25 protein-coding genes are annotated in these 25,758 nt (G+C 69.9%); 16 read left to right on the plus strand and 9 right to left on the minus strand.

Going from position 1 to position 25,758, the window contains the following annotated elements; all coding sequences use genetic code 11:
* Window positions 1–198: 198 nt before the first annotated feature.
* Together FHY06_RS33895 and FHY06_RS33900 are read left to right on the plus strand one after the other, a co-directional pair.
* Window positions 199–1,716 (plus strand): AMP nucleosidase, encoded by a 1,518-nt coding sequence (locus FHY06_RS33895; protein WP_019657769.1) that lies wholly within the window; start codon window positions 199–201, stop codon window positions 1,714–1,716.
* Between the two features lie 124 nt (window positions 1,717–1,840).
* Entirely contained in the window at window positions 1,841–2,854 is a 1,014-nt protein-coding gene (locus FHY06_RS33900; RefSeq protein ID WP_019657768.1) for a Bug family tripartite tricarboxylate transporter substrate binding protein, read from the plus strand.
* Between the two features lie 91 nt (window positions 2,855–2,945).
* Here the strand turns inward: FHY06_RS33900 and FHY06_RS33905 are convergent, their stop codons facing one another.
* Complete coding sequence (locus FHY06_RS33905; RefSeq protein WP_184607611.1) at window positions 2,946–3,641, minus strand: ArsR/SmtB family transcription factor; 696 nt, start codon at window positions 3,639–3,641, stop codon at window positions 2,946–2,948.
* Between the two features lie 82 nt (window positions 3,642–3,723).
* Between FHY06_RS33905 and FHY06_RS33910 the strand changes: the two genes are divergently transcribed.
* Window positions 3,724–4,902 (plus strand): cytochrome P450, encoded by a 1,179-nt coding sequence (locus FHY06_RS33910; RefSeq protein WP_409327484.1) that lies wholly within the window; start codon window positions 3,724–3,726, stop codon window positions 4,900–4,902.
* Here FHY06_RS33910 and FHY06_RS33915 read toward each other — a convergent pair.
* Both FHY06_RS33915 and FHY06_RS33920 read right to left on the minus strand, forming a co-directional pair.
* Complete coding sequence (locus tag FHY06_RS33915) at window positions 4,860–5,852, minus strand: pyridoxamine 5'-phosphate oxidase family protein (protein ID WP_019657765.1); 993 nt, start codon at window positions 5,850–5,852, stop codon at window positions 4,860–4,862. The two genes, FHY06_RS33910 and FHY06_RS33915, sit on opposite strands and share 43 nt — an antisense overlap.
* Window positions 5,849–6,505 carry a glutathione S-transferase family protein gene (locus FHY06_RS33920; RefSeq protein ID WP_184607612.1) on the minus strand — a complete coding sequence of 219 codons (657 nt, stop codon included), beginning with the start codon at window positions 6,503–6,505 and terminating at the stop codon, window positions 5,849–5,851. The genes FHY06_RS33915 and FHY06_RS33920 overlap by 4 nt, the downstream gene beginning before the upstream one ends.
* A 116-nt stretch (window positions 6,506–6,621) precedes the next feature.
* On the opposite strand from FHY06_RS33920, the gene FHY06_RS33925 reads away from it, so the two are divergent.
* Window positions 6,622–7,512, plus strand: coding sequence for a LysR family transcriptional regulator (locus FHY06_RS33925; RefSeq protein WP_132756230.1), 891 nt, complete (start codon window positions 6,622–6,624; stop codon window positions 7,510–7,512).
* An 18-nt stretch (window positions 7,513–7,530) separates the two neighbouring features.
* On the opposite strand, the gene FHY06_RS33930 is transcribed toward FHY06_RS33925, so the two are convergent.
* The 3 genes from FHY06_RS33930 to FHY06_RS33940 are packed head-to-tail and all read right to left on the minus strand — an operon-like array spanning window position 7,531 to window position 9,640.
* A complete protein-coding gene (locus FHY06_RS33930) occupies window positions 7,531–8,115 on the minus strand; it encodes a hypothetical protein (RefSeq protein WP_184607613.1) in 585 nt (194 codons plus the stop codon).
* Window positions 8,112–8,801 carry a hypothetical protein gene (locus FHY06_RS33935; RefSeq protein WP_184607614.1) on the minus strand — a complete coding sequence of 230 codons (690 nt, stop codon included), beginning with the start codon at window positions 8,799–8,801 and terminating at the stop codon, window positions 8,112–8,114. Before FHY06_RS33935 ends, FHY06_RS33930 begins: the two co-directional genes overlap by 4 nt.
* Entirely contained in the window at window positions 8,798–9,640 is an 843-nt protein-coding gene (locus FHY06_RS33940) for a hypothetical protein (RefSeq protein WP_184607615.1), read from the minus strand. The genes FHY06_RS33935 and FHY06_RS33940 overlap by 4 nt, the downstream gene beginning before the upstream one ends.
* Window positions 9,641–9,778: 138 nt before the next feature.
* Here FHY06_RS33940 and FHY06_RS33945 point away from each other — a divergent pair, with 138 nt between their 5' ends.
* On the plus strand, window positions 9,779–10,726 hold the full coding sequence (locus FHY06_RS33945; RefSeq protein ID WP_184607616.1) for an ATP-binding cassette domain-containing protein: 948 nt from the start codon (window positions 9,779–9,781) through the stop codon (window positions 10,724–10,726).
* Window positions 10,727–10,845: 119 nt separating this feature from the next.
* A complete protein-coding gene (locus tag FHY06_RS33950) occupies window positions 10,846–11,682 on the plus strand; it encodes an ABC transporter permease (RefSeq protein ID WP_184607617.1) in 837 nt (278 codons plus the stop codon).
* On the opposite strand, the gene FHY06_RS33955 is transcribed toward FHY06_RS33950, so the two are convergent.
* On the minus strand, window positions 11,672–12,736 hold the full coding sequence (locus FHY06_RS33955) for a MerR family transcriptional regulator (protein ID WP_184607618.1): 1,065 nt from the start codon (window positions 12,734–12,736) through the stop codon (window positions 11,672–11,674). The genes FHY06_RS33950 and FHY06_RS33955 overlap by 11 nt on opposite strands.
* Before the next feature lie 164 nt (window positions 12,737–12,900).
* Here FHY06_RS33955 and FHY06_RS33960 point away from each other — a divergent pair, with 164 nt between their 5' ends.
* The 4 genes from FHY06_RS33960 (at window position 12,901) to FHY06_RS33975 (ending at window position 16,333) form a co-directional block, all read left to right on the plus strand.
* On the plus strand, window positions 12,901–13,356 hold the full coding sequence (locus FHY06_RS33960) for a MarR family winged helix-turn-helix transcriptional regulator (RefSeq protein ID WP_019657756.1): 456 nt from the start codon (window positions 12,901–12,903) through the stop codon (window positions 13,354–13,356).
* 105 nt (window positions 13,357–13,461) lie between these two features.
* Window positions 13,462–13,887, plus strand: coding sequence for an organic hydroperoxide resistance protein (locus tag FHY06_RS33965; protein ID WP_019657755.1), 426 nt, complete (start codon window positions 13,462–13,464; stop codon window positions 13,885–13,887).
* Between the two features lie 259 nt (window positions 13,888–14,146).
* Entirely contained in the window at window positions 14,147–15,262 is a 1,116-nt protein-coding gene (locus tag FHY06_RS33970) for a DUF2855 family protein (RefSeq protein ID WP_184607619.1), read from the plus strand.
* Between the two features lie 36 nt (window positions 15,263–15,298).
* On the plus strand, window positions 15,299–16,333 hold the full coding sequence (locus FHY06_RS33975; RefSeq protein ID WP_184607620.1) for a serine/threonine protein kinase: 1,035 nt from the start codon (window positions 15,299–15,301) through the stop codon (window positions 16,331–16,333).
* Here the strand turns inward: FHY06_RS33975 and FHY06_RS33980 are convergent.
* A complete protein-coding gene (locus FHY06_RS33980) occupies window positions 16,324–17,226 on the minus strand; it encodes a LysR family transcriptional regulator (RefSeq protein WP_184607621.1) in 903 nt (300 codons plus the stop codon). The two genes, FHY06_RS33975 and FHY06_RS33980, sit on opposite strands and share 10 nt — an antisense overlap.
* A 100-nt stretch (window positions 17,227–17,326) precedes the next feature.
* On the opposite strand from FHY06_RS33980, the gene FHY06_RS33985 reads away from it, so the two are divergent.
* From FHY06_RS33985 to FHY06_RS33995, 3 genes are all read left to right on the plus strand, one after another.
* The gene (locus tag FHY06_RS33985) at window positions 17,327–19,021 is read left to right on the plus strand and encodes an acyl-CoA dehydrogenase family protein (protein ID WP_184607622.1); all 1,695 of its coding nucleotides are present in this window, start codon (window positions 17,327–17,329) and stop codon (window positions 19,019–19,021) included.
* A 35-nt stretch (window positions 19,022–19,056) separates the two neighbouring features.
* A complete protein-coding gene (locus tag FHY06_RS33990) occupies window positions 19,057–20,034 on the plus strand; it encodes a Bug family tripartite tricarboxylate transporter substrate binding protein (protein ID WP_184607623.1) in 978 nt (325 codons plus the stop codon).
* 285 nt (window positions 20,035–20,319) lie between these two features.
* Window positions 20,320–21,468: a CaiB/BaiF CoA transferase family protein gene (locus FHY06_RS33995; protein ID WP_184607624.1), complete on the plus strand. Its 1,149-nt coding sequence runs from the start codon at window positions 20,320–20,322 to the stop codon at window positions 21,466–21,468.
* On the opposite strand, the gene FHY06_RS34000 is transcribed toward FHY06_RS33995, so the two are convergent.
* The gene (locus tag FHY06_RS34000) at window positions 21,451–22,797 is read right to left on the minus strand and encodes a UDP-glucose dehydrogenase family protein (RefSeq protein WP_184607625.1); all 1,347 of its coding nucleotides are present in this window, start codon (window positions 22,795–22,797) and stop codon (window positions 21,451–21,453) included. The genes FHY06_RS33995 and FHY06_RS34000 overlap by 18 nt on opposite strands.
* A 96-nt stretch (window positions 22,798–22,893) precedes the next feature.
* On the opposite strand from FHY06_RS34000, the gene FHY06_RS34005 reads away from it, so the two are divergent.
* The 3 genes from FHY06_RS34005 to FHY06_RS34015 are packed head-to-tail and all read left to right on the plus strand — an operon-like array spanning window position 22,894 to window position 25,757.
* Window positions 22,894–23,922 carry a glycosyltransferase family 2 protein gene (locus FHY06_RS34005; protein ID WP_019657747.1) on the plus strand — a complete coding sequence of 343 codons (1,029 nt, stop codon included), beginning with the start codon at window positions 22,894–22,896 and terminating at the stop codon, window positions 23,920–23,922.
* 49 nt (window positions 23,923–23,971) lie between these two features.
* Complete coding sequence (locus FHY06_RS34010; RefSeq protein WP_184607626.1) at window positions 23,972–24,985, plus strand: hypothetical protein; 1,014 nt, start codon at window positions 23,972–23,974, stop codon at window positions 24,983–24,985.
* Entirely contained in the window at window positions 24,975–25,757 is a 783-nt protein-coding gene (locus FHY06_RS34015; RefSeq protein WP_184607627.1) for a hypothetical protein, read from the plus strand. Before FHY06_RS34010 ends, FHY06_RS34015 begins: the two co-directional genes overlap by 11 nt.
* Window position 25,758 lies beyond the last annotated feature (1 nt).

Below are 25,758 nucleotides of genomic sequence, written 5' to 3' on the forward strand. Positions count from 1 at the left end.
TTATTGCGGGCTGGATAGCCCAAGGAGGAGCACAGGGTCTACCGAACGGGCTCCCTTCAGCGCTACGGGAGCGGATGAACAATATCAGGAGGAGGGGCGAAGCCCCGGGGGACATTCGCGGAGCAAGGTACCCCGTCGGCGTGATCGCGCCCCGAACAGCGGCCCGAAGCAACCCAGCAGCCATTGCACAATGCCGGCATGCCCTACATGCCCACATTCGTCGCCCCCGCCCGCTTCACCGACGCCGCCGCCGCACTCGAGCAGGTCAAGCTCATCTACCAGAGCGGCCTGACGCACCTGCGCGAATCGATGCTGCGCTTCGTCGCCGGCGAGGAACTGCCGGGGCGGGTGCGGGCCTGCTACCCCTTCGTGCGGGTGCACACCCACACCGTCTCGCGCCACACGCCGCCGGCCAACGCCGGCCTGAGCTACGGCTTCGTGGCCGGTCCCGGCCGCTACGAGACCACGCTGACGCGCCCCGACCTGTTCGCGCGCTACTACCTCGACCAGTTCCGCCTGCTGCTGGAGAACCACCAGGTCGAGCTGGAGGTGGGCACCAGCACGCAGCCGATCCCGATCCACTTCTCCTTCGCCGAGAACGACCACATCGAAGGCACCATGAGCGCCGAGCGCCGGGCCCTCATGCGCGACGTGTTCGACCTGCCCGACCTGGGCGTGATGGACGACGGCATCGCCAACGGCACCTTCGAGGCGCGCGACGGCGAGGCGCAGCCGCTGTCGCTGTTCACCGCCGCGCGGGTCGACTATTCGCTGCACCGCCTGCGCCACTACTCGGGCACGGCGCCGGAGTGGTTCCAGAACTTCGTGCTGTTCACCAACTACCAGTTCTACATCGACGAGTTCGTGCGGCTGGGCCACGAGGCCATGGCCGACGAGAACAGCGAGTACGTCGCCTTCATCGAGCCGGGCAACGTGGTCACGCGCCGGCGCGGCCTGCCCGCCGGCTCGAGCGCCACCTATGGCCACCTGCTCGACGGCAGCCAGGGCACCGCGCCCCCGCGGCTGCCGCAGATGCCGGCCTACCACCTGGTGCGCGAGGACTGCAGCGGCACCACCATGGTCAACATCGGCGTCGGCCCGGCCAACGCCAAGACCATCACCGACCACATCGCGGTGCTGCGTCCGCACGCCTGGATGATGCTGGGCCACTGCGCCGGCCTGCGCAACACGCAGCAGCTCGGCGACTACGTGCTGGCCCACGCCTACGTGCGCGAGGACCACGTGCTCGACGAGGAACTGCCGCTTTGGGTGCCTATTCCGGCGCTGTCGGAGATCCAGCTCGCGCTGGAAAAAGCCGTGGCCGACGTCACCCGCTACGAGGGGCCCGACCTGAAGAAGATCATGCGCACCGGCACCGTGGCCAGCACCGACAACCGCAACTGGGAGCTGCTGCCCGGCAACCAGCCGCAGCGCCGCTTCAGCCAGAGCCGCGCGGTGGCGCTGGACATGGAAAGCGCGACCATCGCGGCCAACGGCTTCCGCTTCCGCGTGCCCTACGGCACCCTGCTGTGCGTGAGCGACAAGCCGCTGCACGGCGAGATCAAGCTGCCCGGCATGGCCAACCACTTCTACCGTGAACGCGTGGAGCAGCACCTGCGCATCGGCATGCGGGCCATCGACATCCTGCGCGCCGAGGGCTCGACCCGGCTGCACAGCCGCAAGCTGCGCAGCTTCGCCGAAGTGGCGTTCCAGTAAGAAGAACGGCTCCAGCAGGCCCGCGACCAGGGCCGGGCCTCAGGGTTTGTCCTGCCCGCGGGCACGCCTGATCGGCGCGTTTCGCGGACATCATCCGGTCTATCCCACGACAACCGGAAAGAAGATGACCCAGTCGCGCTCCGTTCCCCCCATTTCCCGTCGCAGTTTCTCTGCATGGATCGCGGCCTCGGCCGCGGCAGCCGGCGCAGGACACGCCGCGCTGTGGCCGCGCTCCGCGCACGCCGCCGACGCGCCGTTGAGCAACCGGCTGCGCATCGTGATCCCCGCCAACGAAGGCGGCGGCTGGGACCAGACGGGCCGTGCGCTGGGCGCCGCCATGCTGGCGTCGGGCGCGGTCGGCAGCGTGGTGTACGAGAACGTCGGCGGCAAGGGCGGCACCATCGGCCTGGCCAAGTATGTCGAGAAATACGACGCCGACCCCGACACCCTGCTGATGAGCGGCATGGTCATGGTCGGCGCGGTGGCGCTGCAGAAGCCGGCCGTCACCATGGCCAGCATGGCGCCCATCGCCCGCCTCACCAGCGACTACGAGGTGATCGCGGTCAAGGCCGACTCCCCCATCAAGACGCCGAAGGACCTGATCACGCAGCTGCACGCGGACGCGGCCAACACCGTCATCGCAGGCGGCTCGGCCGGCGGCGTGGACCACATGTATGCCGGCATGCTGGCGCGCGTGGCCGAGGCCTCGCAGTCGCTGGTCTACCAGGCGCACCCCGGCGGCGCGGAGGTGGTCGAGGCGCTGGAAAGCGGCAAGGCCGCAGCAGGCATCTCGGGCTACAGCGAGTTCGCCGAGAGCATCGCCAACGGCAAGCTGCGCGCCATCGGCGTGTCGTCGAAGCGGCCGTTCCAGGGCATCGCCTCGGTGCGCGAGCAGGGCGTGGACGCCGACCTCGCCAACTGGCGCGGCGTGCTCACCGGCCGCAAGGTGCCGCCGTACCGCAAGACCGCCCTGCTGACCGTGGTGAAGCGCGCCACCGCCACCGATCTGTGGCAGAAAACCGTCAAGCAGAACAACTGGGACCCGTTCTGGCTGGAAGGCAAGGAGTTCGAGAACTTCCTCGAGACCGACACGGCGATGGCCGGGCCACTGATCTATCTGCTCAAGCTCAAGGCCTGAGGCGGGCTCACCTCCAGGCTTCGCGCCGCGCACGCCTTGCCCCTTCCGGGGGCGATGTCGCGGCGCCTTGCAGCCGGTGGCCCCTGCTCGTTCAGGCGAAGAGTTCCGGCATCTCGCGCTGCGCCTTCGGCGTCAACGTGAGCGCGCGCCCATCCAGCTCCTGCCGCACCCACCCGCGCTTCAGCGACAGCTGCAGCCATGCCGCGCCCAGCGCGCCGCCCAGGTGCGGGCGGCGCTCGCTCCAGTCGAGGCAGGCGCAGGCGAAGCGGCGGCGGGAGCGGCGCACCTCGTCGATCTTCACGCCCAGGCTCTCCAGCGCGATCGCACCTTCGGGCGTGAGTTCGTACGAGCCGCTCTGCAGGCCGCTGAGCCAGCCATGGGCGTGCAGCCGGTCGTGCAGCTCGACGCCGGCCGTGCCCGCCATGTGGTCGTAGCAGGTGCGCGCGCTGCGCAGGCGGCTGGGCGTGCTGGGCCTGAACTCGGGTGTGCGTGGAGTGCCGGCCACCACCATCAGGCTTTCGAGCGCCGAGGCGACGTCGTCGCTGGCGAGGCGGAAGTAGCGGTGCTTGCCCTGCACCAGCACGTCGACCAGTCGCTCTTCCTTCAACCGGGCGAGGTGCGCGCTGGCGGTGGAGGCGGCCACCTCGGCAACGGTGGCGAGCTCGGTGGCGGTGCGTGCGTGGCCGTCCATCAGGCAGCTCAGCATGCGGGCGCGCGCCGGCTCGGCGATGGCCCCGGCCAGTCGGGCGAGCTGGAAGTCGGCGGAGGATGAAAGGGTGTCGTCCATGCGCCCATCCTAAGACGGCGGCACACGCCACACTTCGTTCACGGGCGAAGTGTGGCGGCAGCTTCGACAGCACACTGGCGCGATGAACCCAAGCCCCACGCTCTCCGCCATGCCCGCAGATCCGGTCGCGGCTGCCACGCATGCAGACCCCTATCCTTACTACGCTGCCCTTCGCGCCGGACCGGCGCTCGCATGGAACGCGCAGCTGCGCCTGTGGGTCGCGAGCCGTGCCGACGTGATCGAGCAGGTGCTGCAGGCCCACGGCGCCCTGCGCGTGCGGCCGGCCGCGGAGCCCGTGCCGCGCGCCATCATGGGCAGCCCGGCCGGCGAGGTGTTCGGCCACCTCGTCCGCATGAACGACGGCGCCGCGCACCAGGCGCACAGGCCTGCGCTGCAGCGCGCGCTCGCCGCGCTGGACCTGGATGCGGTCTACGCGTCAACGCTGCAGGTGGCGCAGCGCGTGCTGGCGCAGCAGCAGCCGCTTTCCGAGGCGTCGTTCTCGATGCCTGTGCAGTCCGTCGCCCACCTGCTCGGCTTCGCCGACGATGCGCTGCCGCAGGTGGACCGGTGGATGCGCGACTTCGTGGCCTGCCTCTCGCCGCTTTCCACGCCCGAGCAGCTGCAGCGCGCGAGCACGGCGGCTGCGCAGCTGATGGCGCGCTTCGAAGCGCTGGCGGCCGGCAATGCGCCTCGTCACGGCACGCTGCTCGCAGCGGTGCTGGCCGAGGGCTCCGGCGATGCGCCCCCCTCGCGCTCGCTGCTCGCGAACCTCGCTGGCCTGCTCTCGCAGACCTGCGACGCCACGGCTGGCCTGGTCGGCAACAGCTTGATCTCTCTGATGCGCGAGCCATCGCTGTTGCCCTCGGCCCGCACGCGCAATGGACTGCAAGCCATCGTCGAGGAAACCGCGCGCCACGATCCCTCGGTGCAGAACACGCGGCGCTTCGCCGCCGAGGCCGCCACCATCGCCGGCACCGACGTGGCTGCAGGCGACACGGTGCTGGTGCTGCTGGCATCGGCCAACCGCGATCCGGCGTTCAACACCGAGCCCGACCGGTTCATGCCGATGCGGGAGCGCCGCCGCATGCTCGGCTTCGGCCACGGCATGCACGCCTGCCCGGGACAGGCGCTGGCCTGCACGCTGGCGGCGGCCAGCCTCCACACGCTGCTGCAGCAGCATGCAGCCGACCTCGACGCGCAGCGCCTGCGCGGCTGGAGCTACCGCCCGTCGGTCAACGGCCGCATCCCCGTGTTCCACTGACCCGTGCCCGCGAGGTGCGGCGACAGCTGCGCGTCGCCCCAGCGCAGCGGCAGCGCACCCGGACGGCGCAGCGCGTGCGTGACGTGGAAGCGCACCAGCCGCTCGGCGCCTTCGAAGGCATCCACCTCGGGTCCGTTCCACACGATCTCGGCCGTGGCCGCCACGTGCAGCAGGTCGCCGCTGTCGAAGTCGACGAAGAGCAGGCCCGCGCGCGGATGCACCGCGAGGTTGCCCAGCGTGTTGAAGAAGCGGTTGCCGTTGAAGTCCGGCAGGATGAGCGTGTCGTCGCCGTCGATGCGCACGAAGCCCGGGCGGCCGCCGCGATGCGACACGTCGACGCCGTGCGAGCTCGCGTCGGCCCCGTCGCCCGCCGCGGCTTCGTCGGGGTAGGCGGTGGCGATGAACAGCGTGTCGGCGCTGCCGATGAGGCGGTGCGCGGCAAGGTCCAGCCTGTCGAGCCATTGCGCGGGAGCCGCATCGGCAGCGCGCGGCGCGACGAACTCCGGCTCGCGCGCCTGGATGTAGCGCGGGCAGTTGCCGAAGCTCTGCTGCACCGCGACGCTGAAGCCCGCCGCATCGAGCGCCTCCACGGTTCCGTTCATGCGGTTGCGCCGCCGCGTGTGCGGCTGGATGCCGAGCAGGCCCAGCGTGGCGCCCTGCTTCAGCTGGCCGATGAGCGGGTCGCCGGCAGCCGGCAGCGCGTCGATGCGCAGGTGCGTGGCATCCGGCGAGTGCACGAAGCCGGTGGGCCCCGCGAGCACGCTGGCCCAGGGCTGCAGCTCTTCGTCGAGGCTGCCGGCCACGATGAAGGGCAGCAGCGAGAAGAACTCGCGGTGCTGGTCGGGCATGTAGTCGCGGATCACGCGGGGCCCGGCGACCTCCATCTGCTCGCGCGAGCCCGCCAGCGCCTGCAGCGTGCGCTCGCCGGCATGGAAGGGCGCGGCGATCATGACTTGGCCTCCGCAGCGAGTCCGACGGGAGTGCGCACCATCGGCACGAAGCCGGGCAGCGCTTCCACGCGCGCCAGCCACTCGCGCACGCTCGGATAGCCGTCGAGCGACACGCTGCCTTCGGGGGCATGCGCCACGTAGGCGTAGTTCGCGATGTCGGCCAGCGTGGCATCGGGGCCTGCAAGGAAGGGCTGCTGCTGCAGGTGCGTTTCCATCACCGAGAGCAGCGCGTGCGAGCGCTTGACGGTATCCGTCGGATCGGTCGCATGGCCGAACAGCACCATGACCCGCGCGGCCGCCGGGCCATAGGCCAGCGGACCGGCCGCCACCGAGAACCAGCGCTGCACGCGCGCCGCGCCGACCGCGTCGCGCGGCATCCAGCGCGTCGGATCGGACGAATAGCGCTCGTTGAGATAGACCAGGATGGCGTTGGAATCGGCCAGCGTCAGATCGCCGTCCTCGATCACCGGCACCTGGCCGAAGGGATTGCGCGCAAGGAACTCGGGCGTGCGGTTCTCGCGCTTGCGCATGTCGAGCTCGATGCTCTCGAAGGGCAGCCCGAGCATCGTGAGGAACAGGCGCACGCGATGCACGTGGCCCGAGATGGAGGAGCCGTAGAGCTTGATCGGCTGGGCGGGGCGGGTGGCGGCCATGGGCGATTCCTTTTCCGTGAAGAGATGAGGCATGGACTGGATTCTTCTCTCTTGCGTGGAATGAATGAATAGCCATTCCTGTATTTGACTGCTGCGTTTTCCGGTTTAATCGACCCATGGATCGCTTCAAGGCCCTGCAGAACTTCGTCCAGATCGCCGACCAGGGCAGCCTCACTCGCGCCGCCGAGGCGCTGGGCACCTCGCTGCCCGCCGTGGTGCGATCGCTCGCCGCCCTGGAAGCCCACCTGGGCGTGCGCCTCTTCCACCGCACCACGCGCCGCCTCTCGCTCACCGAGGAAGGGCGCAGCTACCTGCCGAGCGCGCGCGAGCTGCTGCTCGCGGCCGACGCCGCCGATCTCGCGCTGAAGGCCGAGGCCCGCGAGCCCGCGGGCCAGCTCACCATCACCGCGCCGGTGCTCTTCGGCCACATGTACGTGGCGCCCGCCATCGTTCGCTTCATGCAGCGTTACGAGAAGGTGCGCTGCAGCGTGCGGCTGTACGACCGCACGGTGAACCTGCTGGAGGAAGGCATCGACGTCGGTATCCGCATCAGCCCGCTGGAAGATTCGTCGCTCGTCGCACAGACCATGGGCACCATCCGCCGCGTGCTGGTCGCGAGCCCCGACTACCTGGCGCGGCACGGCACGCCGATGCACCCGCGCGAACTGAACGGCGCACCGTGCGTGCGCGGCCGCGTCGACGCGCCGACGCAGTGGCAGTTCTACGAGGGCGGCAAGGCGATCGGCGTGACGCCCGACACCCGGCTGGAGTTCAACCACCTCGCGCCGGCCATCGAGTCGTGCGCGGCGGGCATGGGCTTCGGCACCTTCTTCTCGTACCAGGTGATGCCCCATGTGGCACAGGGCCGGCTGAAACTGGTGCTCGAAGACTTCGAGCCGCCGCCGCGCCCGGTGAGCGTGATCTATCCGAATGCGAGGCTGCTGCCGGCGCGCACGCGGGCGTTCATCGATTGGATGAAGATGGAGTTCGAGGGGCTCAGGCTTTGAGCGGCGGCGGCCGCGATGTCATGCGGCCGCGTGCAGCGAGCTGTCGTGCAGGCAGACCTGCGAATGCTGCTTCATCAGCGGCCAGCCTTCGCGATCCAGGTGCGCGGCCAAGGCAGCGACACGCGCCTTGAAGCCGGCCAGCGGCTCGTGGCTGCGCAGCGTCACTACGTGAACATCGGGTTCATCGCCGATGTCGTCGCGCGAAAGCCGTGCACCGTGCTCTTCACACAGCTGCTGCAACGCCGAGACATCGCGCAACCGCAGCTTGCCGTGCCATCTGAAATACTGGTTCGGCCACTCAAGGCTCTCATGACTCTCGATCGGCGCCTCGACCTTCACGCGCAGCACCGCCATGCCCGCGCGGGCCAGCCATTGCGCGAGCGCCATCGCCTCGGCCTTGGCCTCTGCCAGGTCACCGCGCAGCCAGGTGGTGGCCATGGGCTGCTGCTTCTGCTCGCCGTTGGCGAGGTCGATCAGCAGCGGCTTGAGCCCGACCTGCTCGCAGACCTCGACGAAGGACGGGATCTGCGCGGCGTGCATCGCGCCGCAGGTCAGGTGCAGTTCGAGCCTGCTCTTGTTGGGTTGCCGGGCGATCGTGTTCATGGCGCGGGGGCCCTCGCGGGCAGGGGTTTGCCATCGCACAGCGCGGCCACGTCGACGACGAGGCCTCGCACAGCCTCTTCCATGCCGAGGTTGAGCACCGACATGAATTCGCCGTTGCCGTTGGCCCAGTTGGCGCGCGTGCCCATGCCGTGGTACTGGCGCACCACGGCCTCGGTGCCGGGCATGCGGAAGCTGGCCTGCAGCACGACGTGCGAGACGAGGTTGAGGCCCGACGACCACGAATGCGCCAGGCGCAGCGCGACTTCGGCCGTGGCCTGCCGCGTGGCGCCGGTGGAGGGCGGCACTGCGCTCACGACCTGCAGGCCGTAGCGGCTCGCGGACTGCAGCGCACTGCGCGTCCACTCGACCGGATCGCCGCCGGCCCGGATGGACTGCACCTTCACAGGCGTGGCGTGCAGCGTCGGCAGCATGAGCGTCAGGTTGCCGACGTTGGCCTTGTTCAGGCGGGTGTCGTCGATCCTCGGCAGGTACAGCGTGCAGCCGCTCGTCACGCGCAGCGCCGGGGCGGGCGTGCTGTTGGGCCGCTCGGCCGGCTCGGGTGCCGCCTCGTAGACCATGGGAAGCGGCTCGGTCTCGGTCAGCGCGTGCGAGATGCCCGGCATGGCGCCGAGCATGCACAGGGCGCGGAAGACGACCGGCCTCCAGGCTTGCAGCAGTGGCGTCATGGCGCAGCGCTCCTCACCGAATAGAGCGCGCCGTCCTGGTCGCGGAACAGCACGCGGCCCGGACGCTCGTCGAAGCTCTGGCCGGCCAGCGTCACCCATGAGCCGTTGACGTTGAAGCGCGCGGTCTTCACCGGCCCCGAGCGCGCGCCGGCGAGGTCGAGCGCCACCGCATGCAATGTCTGTGTCATCGACTCGCGCATCATGCCGCGCAACACCTGCCCGTCCTCCGCGGTGAGGCGGCGCAGAACGGTGGCGCGCGCGACGCCGCCCACGGGCGTCTGGAAGATGGCGGCGGCGCGGTAAGTGGGCTCGCTCCTGCCGTCCTGCCAGAGCAGCGCCGAGGTGCGCGTGGTGAAGGCGCCCAGGCCGGGCTCCAGCGCGTACTGCAGCAACAGCACCATGTAGGACGGCCCGTTCTTCGTGGCGGCGATGCGGGCCTCGTGCTCGGCCTTGGCCGGCATGGCCGGCAGCAGCTGCGCCGAGCGGATCTTCAGCGGAAAGGTCGACGGCTCGCCGAGCTGCGCCTCGAGCGCCCGGGCGGCCTCGGCGCGGTAGTCGTAGTCGAGCAGCGGGCCGACGATGGCCTGCACCTCGGCGCTCATGTCCTTCTGGCGCGACTGCTGCACCGAGGAATCGATGAGCGCGCCGATGAGCCCGCCGCCCGTGGCCGCGCTCACGCCGGGCGCCTGCGCCGAGAACATGAAGCTCTCCTGCGCGACGACGACGCGCAGGTCGACTTCGCCGACCTTGTTGCGGTCCGCGGCCGCCAGCGGCCGGTGAAAAGGTGCGCAGGCACCGAGCAGCGACAGCGCCGCCAGCGCCAACCAGAAACGCAGCATCCTTGGGCCTCCCCCCCGTTGCAATGCCAGATATTCGAACGTTGATGGACTGCGATTGTGGGGCCGCCGGGAACGCGCCCCGACCCGGGTTATCGAGGACCCGGCACGCACGCCGCCGGCGTGCGTCAGAATGGCCGCGTGCCGCCCACGACATCCTCCAGCCCGCCTCCCCTCTTCCACGCCAGCCATCTGCTCAAGCGCTATGGCGACACCACGGTCGTGGACGACCTGTCCTTCGAGATCGCGCCCGGCGAATGCCTGGGCGTGATCGGGCCGAACGGCGCCGGCAAGACCACCACCATCCGAATGTGCCTGGGCCTCACGGCGCCCGACGGCGGCGAGATCTCCGCGCTCGGGCTGCAGATGCCGCGCGATGCGCTGGCGATCAAGGCGCAGCTCGGCGTGGTGTCGCAGTTCGACACGCTCGACCCCGACTTCAGCTGCGCCGAGAACCTCGTGGTGTACGGCCGCTACTTCGGCTTCAGCAAGACACAGGTGCGCGCACGCGTGCCGCAGTTGCTGGAGTTCGCGGCGCTCTCGCACAAGGCCGATGCGAAGCCGGGCGAGCTCTCGGGCGGCATGCGGCGTCGGCTCTCTCTGGCGCGCGCATTGGTCAACGACCCGAAGCTGCTGCTGCTCGACGAGCCCACCACCGGGCTCGACCCGCAGGCGCGGCACCTGATGTGGGAGCGGCTGCAGGTGCTGCTGCAGCAGGGCAAGTCGATCCTGCTGACCACGCATTTCATGGACGAGGCCGAGCGCCTGTGCTCGCGCCTGCTGGTGCTGGACCACGGCCGCAAGATCGCCGAGGGCCGCCCACGCGACCTCATCGCCGAGCACCTGGAGCCCGACGTGGTCGAGGTGTACGGCAACGGTGCGCTGTCGCTGGCCGAGTCGGCCGAGCTGAAGGCGATGGCGGCGCGCGTGGAGGTCAGCGGCGAGACGGTGTTCTTCTACACGCAGGACTCGCGCAGGCTGCTCGAAACGCTGACAAGGCACGGTGGACTGCGCACCTTCCACCGCCCCGCGAACCTCGAAGATCTTTTCCTCAAGCTCACGGGTCGCCAGATCCGCGAGGACGGCTAAAGATGAGGCTCACCCCCCAGGCTTGCCCACGTCGTGTGGCCGCCACCCCCCTCGCCGGGGGCAATACCGGCGGCCCGGCAAAGCCGGTTCCGCGGTATTCCTGAGATGGAGCAGCAGCCATGAACAACGTATCGAGTCCGGCGTCGACTTCAACGCCCCCCTCGCCTTCACTGTGGCGCCCACCAGAGCTTTCCCTGCGCTGGTGGCCCGTGTTCCTGCGCAACCTGCTGGTGTGGCGCAAGCTCGCGATACCGAGCCTGATCGGCAACATCGCCGAGCCGCTGATCTGGCTGGTGGCCTTCGGCTACGGCATGGGGGCGCTGGTGGGGCAGGTGTCGGTCGACGGCACGAAGGTGCCGTACATCCTGTTCCTGGCCAGCGGATCGATCTGCATGAGCGCGATGAACGCGGCGAGCTTCGAGGCGCTGTACTCGGCCTTCTCGCGCATGCACGTGCAGAAGACCTGGGACGGCATCATGAACGCGCCGGTCGGCCTCGACGACATCGTGCTGGCCGAGATGCTGTGGGCAGCGTTCAAGTCGATCTTCACGGTGACGGCCATCCTCTTCGTGATGCTGGGCCTCGGCATCAGCCACAGCCCGAAGCTCGTCGTGGCATGGATGGTTCTGATCGGCGCGGGCATCACCTTCTCGTCGATCGCGCTGATCTTCAACGCGCTGGCCAAGGGCTACGACTTCTTCACCTACTACTTCACGCTGTTCATGACGCCGATGATGTTCCTGAGCGGCGTGTTCTTTCCGCTGGAACAGCTGCCTGCCGCGGTGCAGGCCGTGGCGGCCTGGCTGCCGCTGACGAACGCGGTGGCGCTGGTGCGGCCGCTGTTCATGGACCAGTGGCCCACCGGCTGGTGGGTGCACGCGGTGGTGCTGGCGGTGTATGCGGTAGCGGCGTTCTGGATCGCGCTGGGGCTGACGCGCAAGAGGTTCAAGGCGTAGCGGCAGCGGCCTGTAGCCGGCCCGGCGGACGCCATGCGATGACGCCTGCTGTCCGCGCCCGCACCTCCGGCGAGGCCAGGCAGGTGGCGACCGCTTCGTAGCCGGGCGAACCGGGATGCGGCGCGACCTGCATCGGCGGGCTGTGGTTGGCCGGGCACAGGATGATGCTTTCGTCGGGGCCCACGGCGGACAGGTCGAGGATCGCGCAGGAGCGGGTGAGCATGAAGACCGGCCGTGCGCCCGGGCCCCTTCGGCGAAGCCAGGCGATGAGGGCTTCCTGCGTCGGCTGGTCGAGGCCCTGCTCGATCATGTCCACGATCAGCGGGACAGCAGGCCCCTCGGCGACCAATGCGGCGAGCAGCACGCCCAGGGCATCCGACGGGGTTGCTCCGTCTTCCACGAGCCAGGCCACGGCCGCATCGACGCTCGACTTCGATCGATGGTCTGCAAGCGGCTTCGCCTTTGCCCCGGCCGGTTCGGTCGCATCGAGCCTCTGCAGACCCAGGAAGACGGCGCCGGGCAGCGCCTTCGCGAGGCTGTGCGCCAGCCGCGTCTTCCCGCTGCCCAGCGGGCCGACGATGTAGTTCAGCGCGCGGATGTCGCGCAGCTCGAATAGCTCGCCGCCCCAGGGCCAGGGAAGCTCGAATGCGACGCGGACCCCGGAGGCCGGTGCGCGCAGGTCCGCGAGTTCGCCGATGGTCGGCGTGCGGCCCTGCCGCAGATCGCTTCGCAGGCTGCGGATCTTCGCGACCGTGCCTGCGAGGCCATGCAGTTGCGCCTCCAGTGCGGCCTGATGGGCCTCCAATGTCTGTTCCAGGCCCTGCGGGTCTCCCTGCAGCACCCGTGCCACCTGGGCAAGGCTGAAGCCGAGCGCGCGAAGCGCGACGATCTCTGCGGCGCGAGCCATCTGCCCGGGGCCGTAGGCGCGCCAGCCGGCTGCCGTGCGCTCGGGCGCCACCAGCCCGCGCTGCTCGTAGAGCCGCAGGGCCTTGGCGGACACGCCGAGCCGCCGGGCGGCTTCGGAGGGACTGAGGAATCGGGCGTTGGACGGCATGACGGTGGCCTTTCGGCGGGAGTTTCCGCTTTTGTAAGGGCTGCCCCAGGGGCCGGGTCAACAGGCGGACACGAAAACCGGGTTTCATGTGCCCCGGACCGGCTGTATATCGATACTTTCAAATTACATTGCACGCAATTTAATTGTTCGCTACAATTCAGCCCATGCCCTCCACCGCCATCAACGCCGACGAAATGCTCAAGCTGGACAACCAGCTTTGTTTCGCCGTCTATTCCGCTTCGCTGGCCATGACCCGGCTCTACAAGCCGGTGCTGGAGAAGCTGCAGCTCACCTACCCCCAATACCTCGTGATGCTCGCCCTCTGGGAGCAGGACGGCCTCATGGTCTCCGAGCTCGGCGAGCGTCTCTCGCTCGACTCGGGCACGCTCACGCCGCTGCTCAAGCGCCTGGAGGCCAACGGCTACGTGGCCCGCGTGCGCGACGTGGCCGACGAGCGGCGCGTGCACATCACGCTGACCGCCGCGGGCCGCAGGCTCAAGAGCCGCGCCTCCAACGTGCCCGCCTGCCTGATGGCTGCGGCCGAGTGCTCGGTGCCCGAGCTGGTTTCGCTCACCCAGCAGATCCAGACGCTGCGCGACCGCATCAGGAAGGCGGCCTGACGCCACGCAACATGTTTCTCCCGCTCCGGTCGACTTCCGCAAGGAAAGAGAACGAAGCCTTTTCACCACCCTCCCTTCAACTTCATCACCACCAAAGGAATCACCATGACCACCAAGCTCGACAAAGTGCTCTACACCGCAGAAGCCCACACGGTCGGCGGCCGTGACGGCGCAGGCAAGTCCAGCGACGGCGCGATCGACGTCAAGCTGAGCTCGCCCGGTTCCGGCAAGCCCGGTACCAACCCCGAGCAGCTGTTCGCAGTCGGCTATGCCGCCTGCTTCATCGGCGCGATGAAGGCCGTCGGCCCGAAGATCGGCGTGAAGGTGCCTGAAGACGTCGCCATCGACTCCAGCGTTTCCCTCGGCCCGACGAACGGCGGCGCCGCCTACGGCATCGCCGTGAAGCTGGCGATCACGCTGCCCGGCCTCGACGCCGAAGCCAAGCAGAAGCTGGTCGACACCGCCCACCAGGTGTGCCCGTACTCGAACGCCACGCGCGGCAACATCGACGTCGAACTGACCATTGCTTGAGCTCGCCCCCAGGCTACGCGCACTTCGTGTCGCTTCGCCAACCCCCTACCGGGGGCAACACCTGAGGCCCGGCAGAGCCGGTTCCTCGGTGTTCTCTTGAAGGGATCACATACAGAGCGGCCCGGCCTCAAGCCGGGCCGCTTTTTTCATGCCCGCCGATGTCTCACGGGTGACGCCGGAAGCCGCCGCGCGATGGCGCCTTTCATCAAGCTTGGCTAACGTCGGCGAATCCCGCAACCGCCAGCCAGGAGCCACGCTCATGAGCACCACCAGCCTCCTCATCCGCAAAGACCAGCTTGCCGCCACCCGCCTTCGCACCGCCACCGACCAGGCGCTTGCCGACGGCCAGGTGCGGGTGCGCATCGACAGCTTCGCGCTCACCTCCAACAACATCACGTATGCGGCCTTCGGCGACGCGATGAGCTACTGGCAGTTCTTCCCGAGCGGCGAGGAAGGCTGGGGCAGCATCCCCGTGTGGGGCTTCGCGAGCGTGGTGCAGTCGCTGCACCCGGGCGTGCCGGTGGGCGAGCGGCTGTACGGCTACTGGCCGATGGCCTCGGGCGCGGTGCTGAGCCCCGGGCGGCTTTCGCCCGAGCGCTTCACCGACGTGGCGCCGCACCGCGCGGAGCTGCCGGCCGTCTACAACCAGTATTTCCGCTGCGCGAGCGACCCGCTCTACACGGCGGGTACCGAGGACATCCAGGCGCTGCTGCGCCCGCTGTTCATCACCTCGTGGCTGATCGACGACTTCATGGCCGACAACGATTTCTTCGGCGCCAACACCATGCTGCTGTCGAGCGCATCGAGCAAGACGGCCTATGGCACCGCCTTCCAGCTGCACAAGCGCGAGGGCATCGAGGTGATCGGGCTGACCTCGCCCGCCAACGTGGCCTTCTGCGAGAGCCTCGGCTGCTACGACCGCGTCGTGACCTACGACACGCTCGATTCCATCGCGGCCGACACGCCCTGCGTGTACGTCGACTTCGCCGGCAACGGCGCGCTGCGCAACGCCATCCACGAGCGCTTCGCCAACCTGAAGTACAGCAGCTCCATCGGCGGCACGCACGTCGAGCAGCTCGCGGCCAAGGGCGCGGGCAAGGACCTGCCGGGCCCGCGCGCCACGCTCTTCTTCGCGCCGGCGCAGATCAAGAAGCGAACCGCCGAATGGGGCCCCGAGGAGTTCGGCCGCCGCATGGTCGCCGCCTGGCACGACTTCATGGCGACCGTCACCGACGCGAAGGCGCCCTGGCTTCGCGCCGAGCATCACGATGGCGCAGCGGCCGTGCAGGCGGCCTACGCGCAGGTGCTGGGCGGCAAGGGCGATCCGCGCACGGGTCACATCCTTTCCCTTTCCAGGCAGGCCGTCACGTCCTGAGACGGACGGGCGCCCGGCGGCGACGACAATCGCCGCATGACCCAATCTTCCGCGGCGCCCGCGAACACACATCCCTATGAGAGCCTCACGCCCGACGTGGTGCTCGACGCGCTCGCGACGCTCGGCCTGTACGGCGACGGCCGGCTCACCGGCCTGAATTCCTACGAGAACCGGGTCTACCAGGTTCAACTTGAAGACCGCAGCGTGGTGGTGGTCAAGTTCTATCGCCCCGGCCGCTGGAGCGAGGCCGAGATCCTCGAGGAGCACAGCTTCTCGCTCGAGCTGGCCGCTGCCGAGGTGCTGGCCGTGCCGCCGCTGGCCTTCGACGGCAAGACGCTGCACCACCACGCCGGCTTCGCCTTCAGCGTGAGCCCTTACCGCGGCGGCCGCGCGCCCGAGCTCGACGACTTCGAAGTGCTCGAATGGGTGGGCCGCTTCCTGGCGCGCATCCACACCGTGGGCGGCGCCAGGCCTTTCGAGGCCCGGCCCGTGCTCGACCTGCAGAGCTTCGGCATCGCCTCGCGCGACTGGCTGCTCGCCAACGAAAAGATCCCGCTCGACGTGCAGCGCGACTGGGAGAAGGCCTGCAACGAGGCGCTGGACATGATCGGCGCCACGGCGCTCGCGGCGAATCCGCCTTCGTCCGACTTCCAGCCCCGCAAGCTGCGCCTGCACGGCGACGTGCACCCCGGCAACATCCTGTGGACGCCCACCGACCGCCCCGGCGGCGGGCCCCATTTCGTCGACCTCGACGACGCGCGCACCGGCTTCGCGGTGCAGGACCTGTGGATGCTGCTGTCCGGTGACCGCGCGCAGCGCACCGCGCAGCTGTCGGGCCTGCTCGACGGCTACGAGCAGTTCCGCGAGTTCGACCGGCGCGAGCTGGCGCTGATCGAACCGCTGCGCACGCTGCGCCTCATCCACTACAGCGCCTGGCTGGCGCGGCGCTGGGAAGACCCGATCTTCCCGATCAACTTCCCGTGGTTCGGCTCCAGCGACTACTGGAAGGGGCAGATCCTCATGCTCGAGGAGCAGTGCGAGCAGATGGCGGAAGAGCCGCTCTACGCCTGATCTTCCTGCGTGGCGGCGAGGCTGTCGGCCACGCCCTCCAGCAGCCGCTCGACCAGCACGTTGGCCGGGCCGTTGCGCCAGATGCCGTAGGCCTCCGACTGCACCACCGCCCTGTCGAGCGGCCTGAACACCGCGCCGCGCAGGGCCGAATGCCGCATCGCCTGCGGCACCAGCGCCACGCCCAACCCCTGCGACACCCACGAGACCACCGCCAGCCAGTGGCGCACCTCGTGCCTCACCTCGGGCAGGAAGCCCGCGTCGGCGCAGATGCTCAGGATGCGCTCGTGGTAGTCGGGCGAGACCTCGCGGGAGAACAGCACGAAGGGCTGCTCGCGCAGGTCGGCCGGTGCCAGTACCCGCTTGCGCGCCAGCGCATGGCCGGCGGGCAGGCAGGCCACGAAGGGTTCGGACAGCAGCAGCCGGTGCTGCAGCTCGGGCGGCACGCGGTGCGTGTGGGCGAAGCCCAGGTCGAGCCGGTCGTTCATCAGCTCGGCGATCTGCATGCCCGAATTGAGCTCGCTCAGCGTGATGCGCACCGCCGGATGCTTCGCCTGGAAGGCGCGCAGCGCCTGCGGCAGGCCCCGGTAGAGCATCGCGCCGACGAAGCCGATGCGCAGCCGCCCGGCCGAACCCAGCGCCACGTCGCGCGCCTCGATGGCGGCCTCCTCGGCCTGCAGGAGCAGCCGGCGCGCCGAAACCCGCAGCGCCTCGCCAGCAGGCGTGAGCCGCACCTCCTTGCTGTTGCGCTCGAAGAGGCGCGCACCGACGTTGTCCTCGAGCTGGCGTATCGCCACCGACAGCGGCGGCTGCGAGATCGACAGCCGCCGCGCCGCGCGCCCGAAGTGCAGCTCCTCGGCGAGCACGGAGAAGTAGCGCAGGTGCCGCAGTTCCATGGATAGTCAGATCGAATCGAACAAGACCAAATCGATATTAGACACGGATCGTTGCGGCTCCAACAATGCGCCAAACAAGGAACCCCAGGAGACAACGCGCATGTCCGCAGAGCACGCCCATCCGATCCCCGACCGCCACGGCCAGAACCTGTTCACCACCGACGCCGAGCTGCACGCCCTGCTCGCGCTCTACCTGCCCGAAGACCTGCGCCGCCACATGCAGCCGCACTTCGAGCGCCTGGGCGGCCTCGCAGGCGGCCTGATCGACGAACTGGCCGGCACCGCCGACCGCAACCCGCCCGTGCTGAAGCAGCGCACGCGCACCGGCCTGGACGAACAGAAGATCGTCAAGCACCCCGCCTACGTGGAGATGGAACGCCTCGCGCTCGCCGAATTCGGCCTCGCCGCCATCTCGCACCGCGACGACACGCTGGGCTGGAAGGGCAGGATGCCGCCGCTGGTCAAGTACGTGCTGACCTACCTGTTCGTGCAGGCGGAGTTCGGCCTGTGCTGCCCGGTGTCGATGACCGACTCGCTCACGCGCACGCTGAAGAAGTTCGGCAGCCCGGAGCTGGTCGCGAAGTACCTGCCGCGCCTCACCTCGCTGGACTTCGACGAACTCGCCCAGGGCGCGATGTTCATGACCGAGCAGGCCGCCGGCTCCGACATCGCCGCCACCGCCACCATGGCCCGCCGCGAATCGGACGGCAGCTGGCGCCTCACGGGCGACAAGTGGTTCTGCTCGAACCCCGACGCCGACTTCGCGATGGTGCTCGCGCGCGCCGACGACGGGCCGCAGGGCATGAAGGGCGTGTCGCTGTTCCTGCTGCCGCGCCGGCTGGACGACGGCAGCCCCAACAGCTACCGCATCATCCGGCTGAAGGACAAGCTCGGCACACGCTCGATGGCCAGCGGCGAGATCCGCCTCGAAGGCGCCACCGCCTGGCTGGTGGGCGAGGAAGGCCGCGGTTTCGTGCAGATGGCCGACATGGTCAACAACTCCCGCCTGTCGAACGGCGTGCGCGCCGCCGGCCTGATGCGCCGCGCGGTGGCCGAGGCCGAGTTCATCGCATCCGAACGCCGCGCCTTCGGCCGCACGCTGGAGCAGATGCCGCTGATGCAGCGCCAGCTCGACAAGCTGCGCCTGCCCTCCGAACAGGCCCGCACCATGGTGTGCCAGACGGCGCTGGCGCTCGCGCGTTCCGACGCCGGCGAGCCCGATGCCTATGCGCTGCTGCGCATCCTCACGCCGCTCATCAAGTTCCGCGCCTGCCGCGATGCGCGCAAGGTCACGGGCGACGCGATGGAGGTGCGCGGCGGCTGCGGCTACATCGAGGAATGGAGCGACGCCCGGCTCGTGCGCGACGCGCACCTGGGCTCGATCTGGGAAGGCACGAGCAACATCGTGGCGCTGGACGTGATCCGCGCGGTGAAGCGCGAGGGCTCGCTGCCGGTGCTGCGCGCGCATTGCGCGAAGCTGCTCGACGACGCGGCGCTCGCCCCCGGTTTCGACAAGTCGCTGCGCAGCGCGCTCGACCGCGCCGCCGCGCTCACCGAGACGGCCGCGCGCGAAGGCGGCGACGTGCTCGCGCGCCAGGCCGCCTCCGCCCTCTATCACTGCACCAGCGCCATCGCGATGGCCTGGGAGGCCTCGCGCGGCGGCTCGGCAGCGCGCCTGCGCTGGGCGCAGCTGGTGCTGCTGCACCGGGTGCTGCCGCGCGATCCGCTCTCGTCCGACGCGATGCCTGCGGACTGGAACGCGGCAGCCGTTTCGCCCACGGCCGTGCACGCCTGAGCTCTTTCCTTCATTCAAAAAATCGGAGACATCCCTTGAAACGCATCACCTTCCTGCTGGCCGCCTGTGCCACGCTGATGACTGCCATGCCCGCCGCGCAAGCGGCCGACGCCTTCCCCTCCAAGCCCCTGATGCTGGTCGTGCCCTTCCCGCCCGGCGGCCCGACCGACGCGATGGCGCGCACACTCGCCGCCGAGATGAAGGACCGCCTCGGCCAGCCCATGATCGTGGAGAACCGCGCAGGCGCCGGCGGCAACATCGGCGCCGAATACGTGGCGCGCGCCGAGGCCGACGGCCACACGCTGCTGTTCGGCACCTCGGGCCCGCTGGCCATCAACTCGAGCCTTTACCGCAAGATCAACTACGACCCGGTCAAGAGCTTCGCGCCGGTGATCCAGGTCGGCTACCTGCCCAACATCCTGGTGGTGAACCCGTCGCTGCCGGTGAAGAACGTGCAGGAGCTGGTGGCCTACGCGAAGACCAACCCCGGCAAGCTCAGCTATGCCTCGTCGGGCAACGGCGCCTCGTCGCACCTCGCGGGCGTGCTCTTCAATTCGGTGGCGGGCACCGACCTGCAGCACATTCCCTACAAGGGCACCGGCCCCGCGCTCAACGACCTGCTGGGCAACCAGGTCAGCATGACCTTCACCGACATCCTCACCGCGCTGCCCTACGTCAAGGCCGGCAAGCTGCGCGCGCTGGGCGTGGCCACCGTCGCGCGCTCGCAGGCGCTGCCGGAGGTGCCGACGATCTCGGAGCAGGGCTACAAGGGCTACGACGTGAGCGTGTTCTTCGGCATCGTCGCGCCGGCCGGCACGCCTGCCGATCGCGTGAACAAGCTCAACCATGCGTTCACGGAAGTGCTGAATTCGCCCAAGGTGAAGCAGATGTTCGCGGCCCAGGGTCTCGAAGTGCCTGCCGACACTTCGCCGCAGAAGCTCGGGCAGTTCATTGCTGGCGAGTCCGTGAAGTGGAAGGACGTCGTGAAGAAGTCGGGGGCGCAGCTCGACTGAGGCAGTCATCCGGGGAACGATCACGCCGACGGGGTGCCTTGCTCCGCGAATGTCCCCGGCCTGCGGCCTCTTCCTTTGTTTCGCTGCGCAAGGCACCCCATCGTCGTGATCGATGAGCGCTGCGCTCATGCGGCCGGCACCAGCAGAGCGTCCATGTGCACAGGGCGTCGGGTGCTCCCCGCAGCGAAACAAAGGAGGAGGGCCGCAGGCCCGGGGGACATTCGCGGAGGGGAGTACCCGGCGGCCTGTGCACGCGCCCCGCAAAGCAAAACACAGGAACAAGAAATGACGCAAGCTCCACAAGGCGCCCTCGCAGGCATCCGAGTCCTCGACATCTCCCGCATCCTCGGCGGCCCCTACTGCGGACAGATCCTCGGCGACCACGGCGCCGACGTGCTCAAGATCGAGCCGCCGCAGGGCGACGACACGCGCACCTGGGGCCCGCCCTTCAGGGAAGGCGTGGCCTCGTACTACCACGGGCTCAACCGCAACAAGCGCGTGCAGCACCTGGACTTCTCCACCGAGGAAGGCCGCGAGGCGCTGCTCGCACTGGTGGCCGAAGCCGACGTGCTGATCGAGAACTTCAAGACCGGCACCATGGAGCGCTGGGGCATCGGCTACGAGGAACTGTCGAAGCGCTTCCCGCGCCTGGTGTGGTGCCGCGTGTCGGGCTTCGGCGCCGACGGCCCGCTGGGTGGGCTGCCGGGCTACGACGCCGCCGTGCAGGCCATGACCGGCATCATGAGCATCAACGGCGAGGCCGACGGCGGTCCGCTGCGCGTCGGCCTGCCGGTGGTCGACATGGTGACCGGCCTCAACGCGGTGATCGGCGTGCTGCTCGCGCTGCAGGAACGCAACCGCAGCGGGCGCGGCCAGTTCGTGGAGGCGGCGCTGTACGACAGCGGCCTCTCGCTGCTGCATCCGCACGCCGCCAACTGGTTCATGGACGGCACCGAGCCGCGCCGCACCGGCAACGCGCATCCGAACATCTATCCCTACGACGCGCTGGCCACCGGCACCGACCCCGTGTTCGTCGCCGTGGGCAACGACCGGCAGTTCGCGAGCATGTGCCGCTGCATCGGCGTGCCCGAACTCGCGGACGATCCGCTCTTTCGCACGGCCGGCGCGCGCTCGGTGCACCGCGCGCAACTCAAGCAGCGGCTCGAGGCCGCGATGGCGGCATTCGATGGCCGCACGCTGGTCGATGAATTGATGGCCGCGGGCGTGCCCGCCGCGCCCGTGCTGCCGGTCGATGCCGCGCTGCAGCATCCGCACACGCAGCACCGCGAGATGGTGGTGGAGATGCCCGGCGGCTATCGCGGCATCGGCGCGCCGGTGAAGCTCAGCCGCACGCCGGCGAGCTACCGGCATGCGCCGCTCACGCCCGGCGACGCCTTCCTCGCGCAGGACCAGGACTCAGCCCAGCCGCAGTGACGACCGGCCGCGGCCGATGCCGTAGTAGGCGATGCCCGCCGACTCGACCTCCGCGGCGTCGTACGCATTGCGGCCATCGAAGATGACCGCAGCGCGCAGCTCTTTCGCAATGTGCGCGAAATCGGGGCGCCGGAACTCGTCCCACTCGGTGACGAGCGCCAGCGCATCGGCGCCCTGCAGTGCTTCGGGCGCCGTGGCGCACCAGCGCAGGTCCTCGCGATCGCCGAGGAGGTCGCGCGCGTTCGGCATCGCCGCGGGGTCGTAGACCTGCACGCGCGCACCGGCCGCCCACAGCCGCTGCAGCAGCACCAGGCTGGGCGCGTCGCGCATGTCGTCGGTATCGGGCTTGAAGGCCAGGCCCCACACCGCGACGGTCTTGCCGGCGATGCGGCCGCCGAAGTGGTGCGTCATCAGGTCGAAGAGGCGGCCCTTCTGCTCGTGGTTCGTGGCCTCGACCGCGGCAAGGATGCGCAGCGCGTGGCCGCCGCGGTCGGCCGCATGCACCAGCGCCCGCACATCCTTCGCGAGGCAGGAGCCGCCATAGCCCGCGCCGGCCTGCAGGAAGTCGGGCCCGATGCGCCGGTCTGCGCCGATGCCGCGCCGCACCGCCTCGATGTCGGCACCCGCCAGTTCGGCCACGCGGGCCATCTCGTTCATGAAGCTGATGCGGGTGGCGAGCATCGCGTTGGCCGCGTACTTGGTGAGCTCGGCCGAGCGGCGGTCCATCACCAGCAGCTGCATCTGCGGGTCCTGGATGAAGGGCGCGTAGAGCCGGGTCAACAGCTCGACGGCCCATGGGTCCTCGCTGCCGATCACCACGCGGTCGGGCTGGCGGCAGTCGCGCACCGCCGAGCCTTCGCGCAGGAACTCGGGGTTCACCGCCACGGCGATGCGGTGCCGCACGCCGCGCTGCGCGAGTTCGCCGCCCAGCACGGCCTCGACCTGCGCGGCCGTGCCCACGGGCGCGGTCGATTTGCAGACCACCAGTGCGTCGCGATCGCGATGCCGTCCGATGGCGGCGGCCACCGCGATCACGTGCCGCAGGTCGACCCGCCCCTGCGCATCGGCCGGCGTGTTCACCACGATGAAGAGCAGATCGCCGTGCGCGCAGGCCGCGCGCTCGTCGTCCGTGAATCGCAGGGTGCCGGCGGCGATGCCCGAGGCCACCAGCGCCTCCAGGCTCGGCTCGTGCAGCGGCATCAGGCCGCGCTGCAGCCCCTCGATGCGCGCCAGGTCCGCGTCCGCGCACAGCACCTCGTGGCCGGCCTCGGCCAGGCAGGCCGCGAAGCTCAGGCCCACGTAGCCCGCGCCGAAGATGCTCACCTTCATGGCCGGCCCCATGGCATGCGGCACTGGTGGCGGGCGCGGTTGTGCGATAAAAGCAGGATGCAAGCCTTCAAAACGATGTCCGGACAGGAAAATTCGATGATGCCCGATCAAGTTGCCGCGCGTTGCGCTCTGGTCCTGGAGACCAACAACCTGCGCGGCGGAGCCGATGCCGAGGCCAGGGCCGGTGCCAGCCTGCAGCGCCTGGTCGCCCTGCTGGGCAGGCAGAAGCTGCCGCTCGCCGCGCTCGCGCAGGTGGTCATCACGCACGACGGCCTGAGCCCGGCCACCTGCGAGGCCGTGAGCGCGCTCGCAGGCCGCCCGGTCGACTTCGTACGCATCGACGCGAGCACCGGCTACTACGACGCCAAGAACGCGGGCTTCGCGGCCACCGACGCGCAGCGCTGCACGCACGTGGTGTTCGCCGACGCCGACTGCCTGCCCGACGACGACTGGCTGCTTCAGATGCTGCTGCCCTTCACCAGGGGCGCCGAAGCGCCAGCCGTGGTGGCCGGGCGCACCAGCTATGCAGCCAGCGTGGTGGGCACCGCGCTCACCACCATCGACTTCATGTACTTCCCCAACGCCGACCACGCCGGCGCCACGAGCAACTTCTACGCGAACAACGTGGCCTTCCGCCGCGACGTGTTCGAGCAGCACAGCTACCAGGCGCTCGACGGCGTCTACCGCGCGCACTGCCAGGTGCTCGGCATGCGGCTGAAGGCGGCGGGCGTGCCCATCCATTACGCGGCCGCGGCCCACACCGAGCACCGCCTGCCCGACACCCGCGCCGAGGCGCTGAAGCTGCGCTGGATGCGTGGGCAGGACACCTACTCGCTCACGCCGCACCTGCTGCGCAGCTACGTGTCGCCGCGCTGGCAGTGGCTCGCGCGCAGCGGTCCGATCGGGCCGCTGGCGGTGCTGTTCACGCGGCTGGGCTTCAGCATGAAGGCGCTCAACCATCAAGACCTGCCGCCGCTGCGCGGCCTGCGCTGGCTCGCGGGCGTAGCGCTCATCCTGGGTTTCTCGGCCATCGACATGCTGGGCGCGTTCGCGCGCGGCATCGGCTGGCACACGACCGGGCGCACCCACGCGGATGCGCAGGCGCTGTCGTATCACCGGCCCTGATCGAGCCCTGCTCCTTTCCCTTTCCGCAGAAGAAGAACGAACAAAGACCATGCGCAACCTCCCTTCACCTGCCGTTCGCCGAGCGGCACTGGGCCTCGCGCTCGCCGGCGCCTGCGCGCTGGCCGGCGCCGCCGACTTCGCCGGCCGCGGCGTCTTCAACTTCAAGTCCGACGCCGGCTGCCCCTTCGCAGCGCTCGCGGGTGGCGGCAGCGAGTGCAACCGCCTCGCGCTGGACGACGCCGACACCCACGCCGCGCTCGACCCAGCGGCCCACACCATCCGCTTCGCCAGCACCCGCAGCTACCCCGAGAAGACCATCGTCGGCGACGTGCTGCTGCAGGGCTCCGGCCGCGCGCGCGACGGCCAGCGCGTGCCGCTGACCTTCCATGCGCTGCTGAGCCGCTCGGGCAGCGAGTGGTCGGTCAGCAGCCATGCCCATTCGCCGGTGAGCGGCGAGTTCGACGACATCCGCATCGATCCGTACAAGGTGACGGTGAACGAGCCCGGCAGCGAGCGCGTGATGCTCACCGCCGAGCAGATCGTCGAGGCGCTGGCGAAGCCCTCGCTGGCCGCGCGGCTGGCCAACGTGTTCGTGCAGGTGGACGACAACCGTGCCGATGGCGCGCGGGACGCCGACATCACCATCGGCCTCGGCCTGAGCCGGGCCTCCAAGTCGGTGGCGCGCGCGCGTTTCCGCGCGCCGGGCGCCAAGGGCCGCGACCTGGCCGAGGCGATGCGGCAGGGCAACTGGACGCTCGAGCTGCAGGCGCTCAGCAGCAAGATCCCGCGCCAGGTGATCCAGCGCGACATGTTCCTCTACGGGCTCGAATCGCAGCCTCTGCTGCAGCCCCTGCTGCAGCGCGGCTTCCGCAAGAACGAGAAGCTGCTGCTGGGCGCCGCCGACGGCAAGGGCTACATCCGCTACGACGGCCAGCAGCGTGAGTTCGCGGGCGCCGACGCGGCCGCGCGCGCATTCCTGCAGGACAGCTTCATCGGGCTGGTGCTGGGCTGGCAACAGCAACAGCCGCCGCAACCGGTGAAGACCAGGGCCGATGGCCGCTGACCCCACGCCTGGCAACCCGGCCGGCACCGCGCCCGGCTTCGAGTGCCTCTCGCCGCCGCGACTGCGCGGCTGGCCCGCGCTGCAGGCCCGGCTGGTGCACCACGTCAAGCGCGCCGCGCTGCGGCAGCTGCATGCGAGCAACGACGGAGAGATGCTGCTGCTGCGCTTCTACCTCGTGGGCGAGGAATCGTCGGAGCAGGCGCTGCAGCGCGAGCTGCGCATCGCGCCGCCCGAATGGCTGGCACGCCAGCTCGACCAGCACCTGGCCGACGAGCAGCTGCATGCGCGCCTGTTCGCACAGGCCATCGTCGAGCGCGGGGGCAGCGCGCAGGCCGCCGCATCGCCGGAGGAAGCGCCCAGGCCCGACTGGTTCAGCCGCCGCAAGCTCGCACGCTGGCAGGCGCTGATCCGCCGCCACGCGCCGCACTTCGCGCACGGCGGGCTGGTTCCCGCCTACGCCATCGGCCTTGCGGCCGAGCAGATGGCCTCGCGCATCCTGCAGCGCCACTGCGCGCTGATCGGCTCGCAGCACGCGCTGCATCCGCTGCTCGCGCGCGTGATGGCCGACGAGGACCGCCACATCCGCCTGTGCACCCGCACGCTGCAGCGCTGCGTGGCGCCGCATGAAGAGGCGCGGCTCGCGCAGCTGATGCGCGAGGTGCGCGACACCGAGCGCGGCTTCGGCGTGACGGGAGCTCTCGGCATGTGGCTCGCCGGCGTGGCGCTGCGCCTGCGCCCGGGCTCGGCGCCGCCGGTGCGGCACCACGCCTGAG

Origin of the sequence: Variovorax atrisoli (assembly GCF_014195185.1) — a bacterium.
GTDB lineage: Bacteria > Pseudomonadota > Gammaproteobacteria > Burkholderiales > Burkholderiaceae_C > Variovorax > Variovorax atrisoli.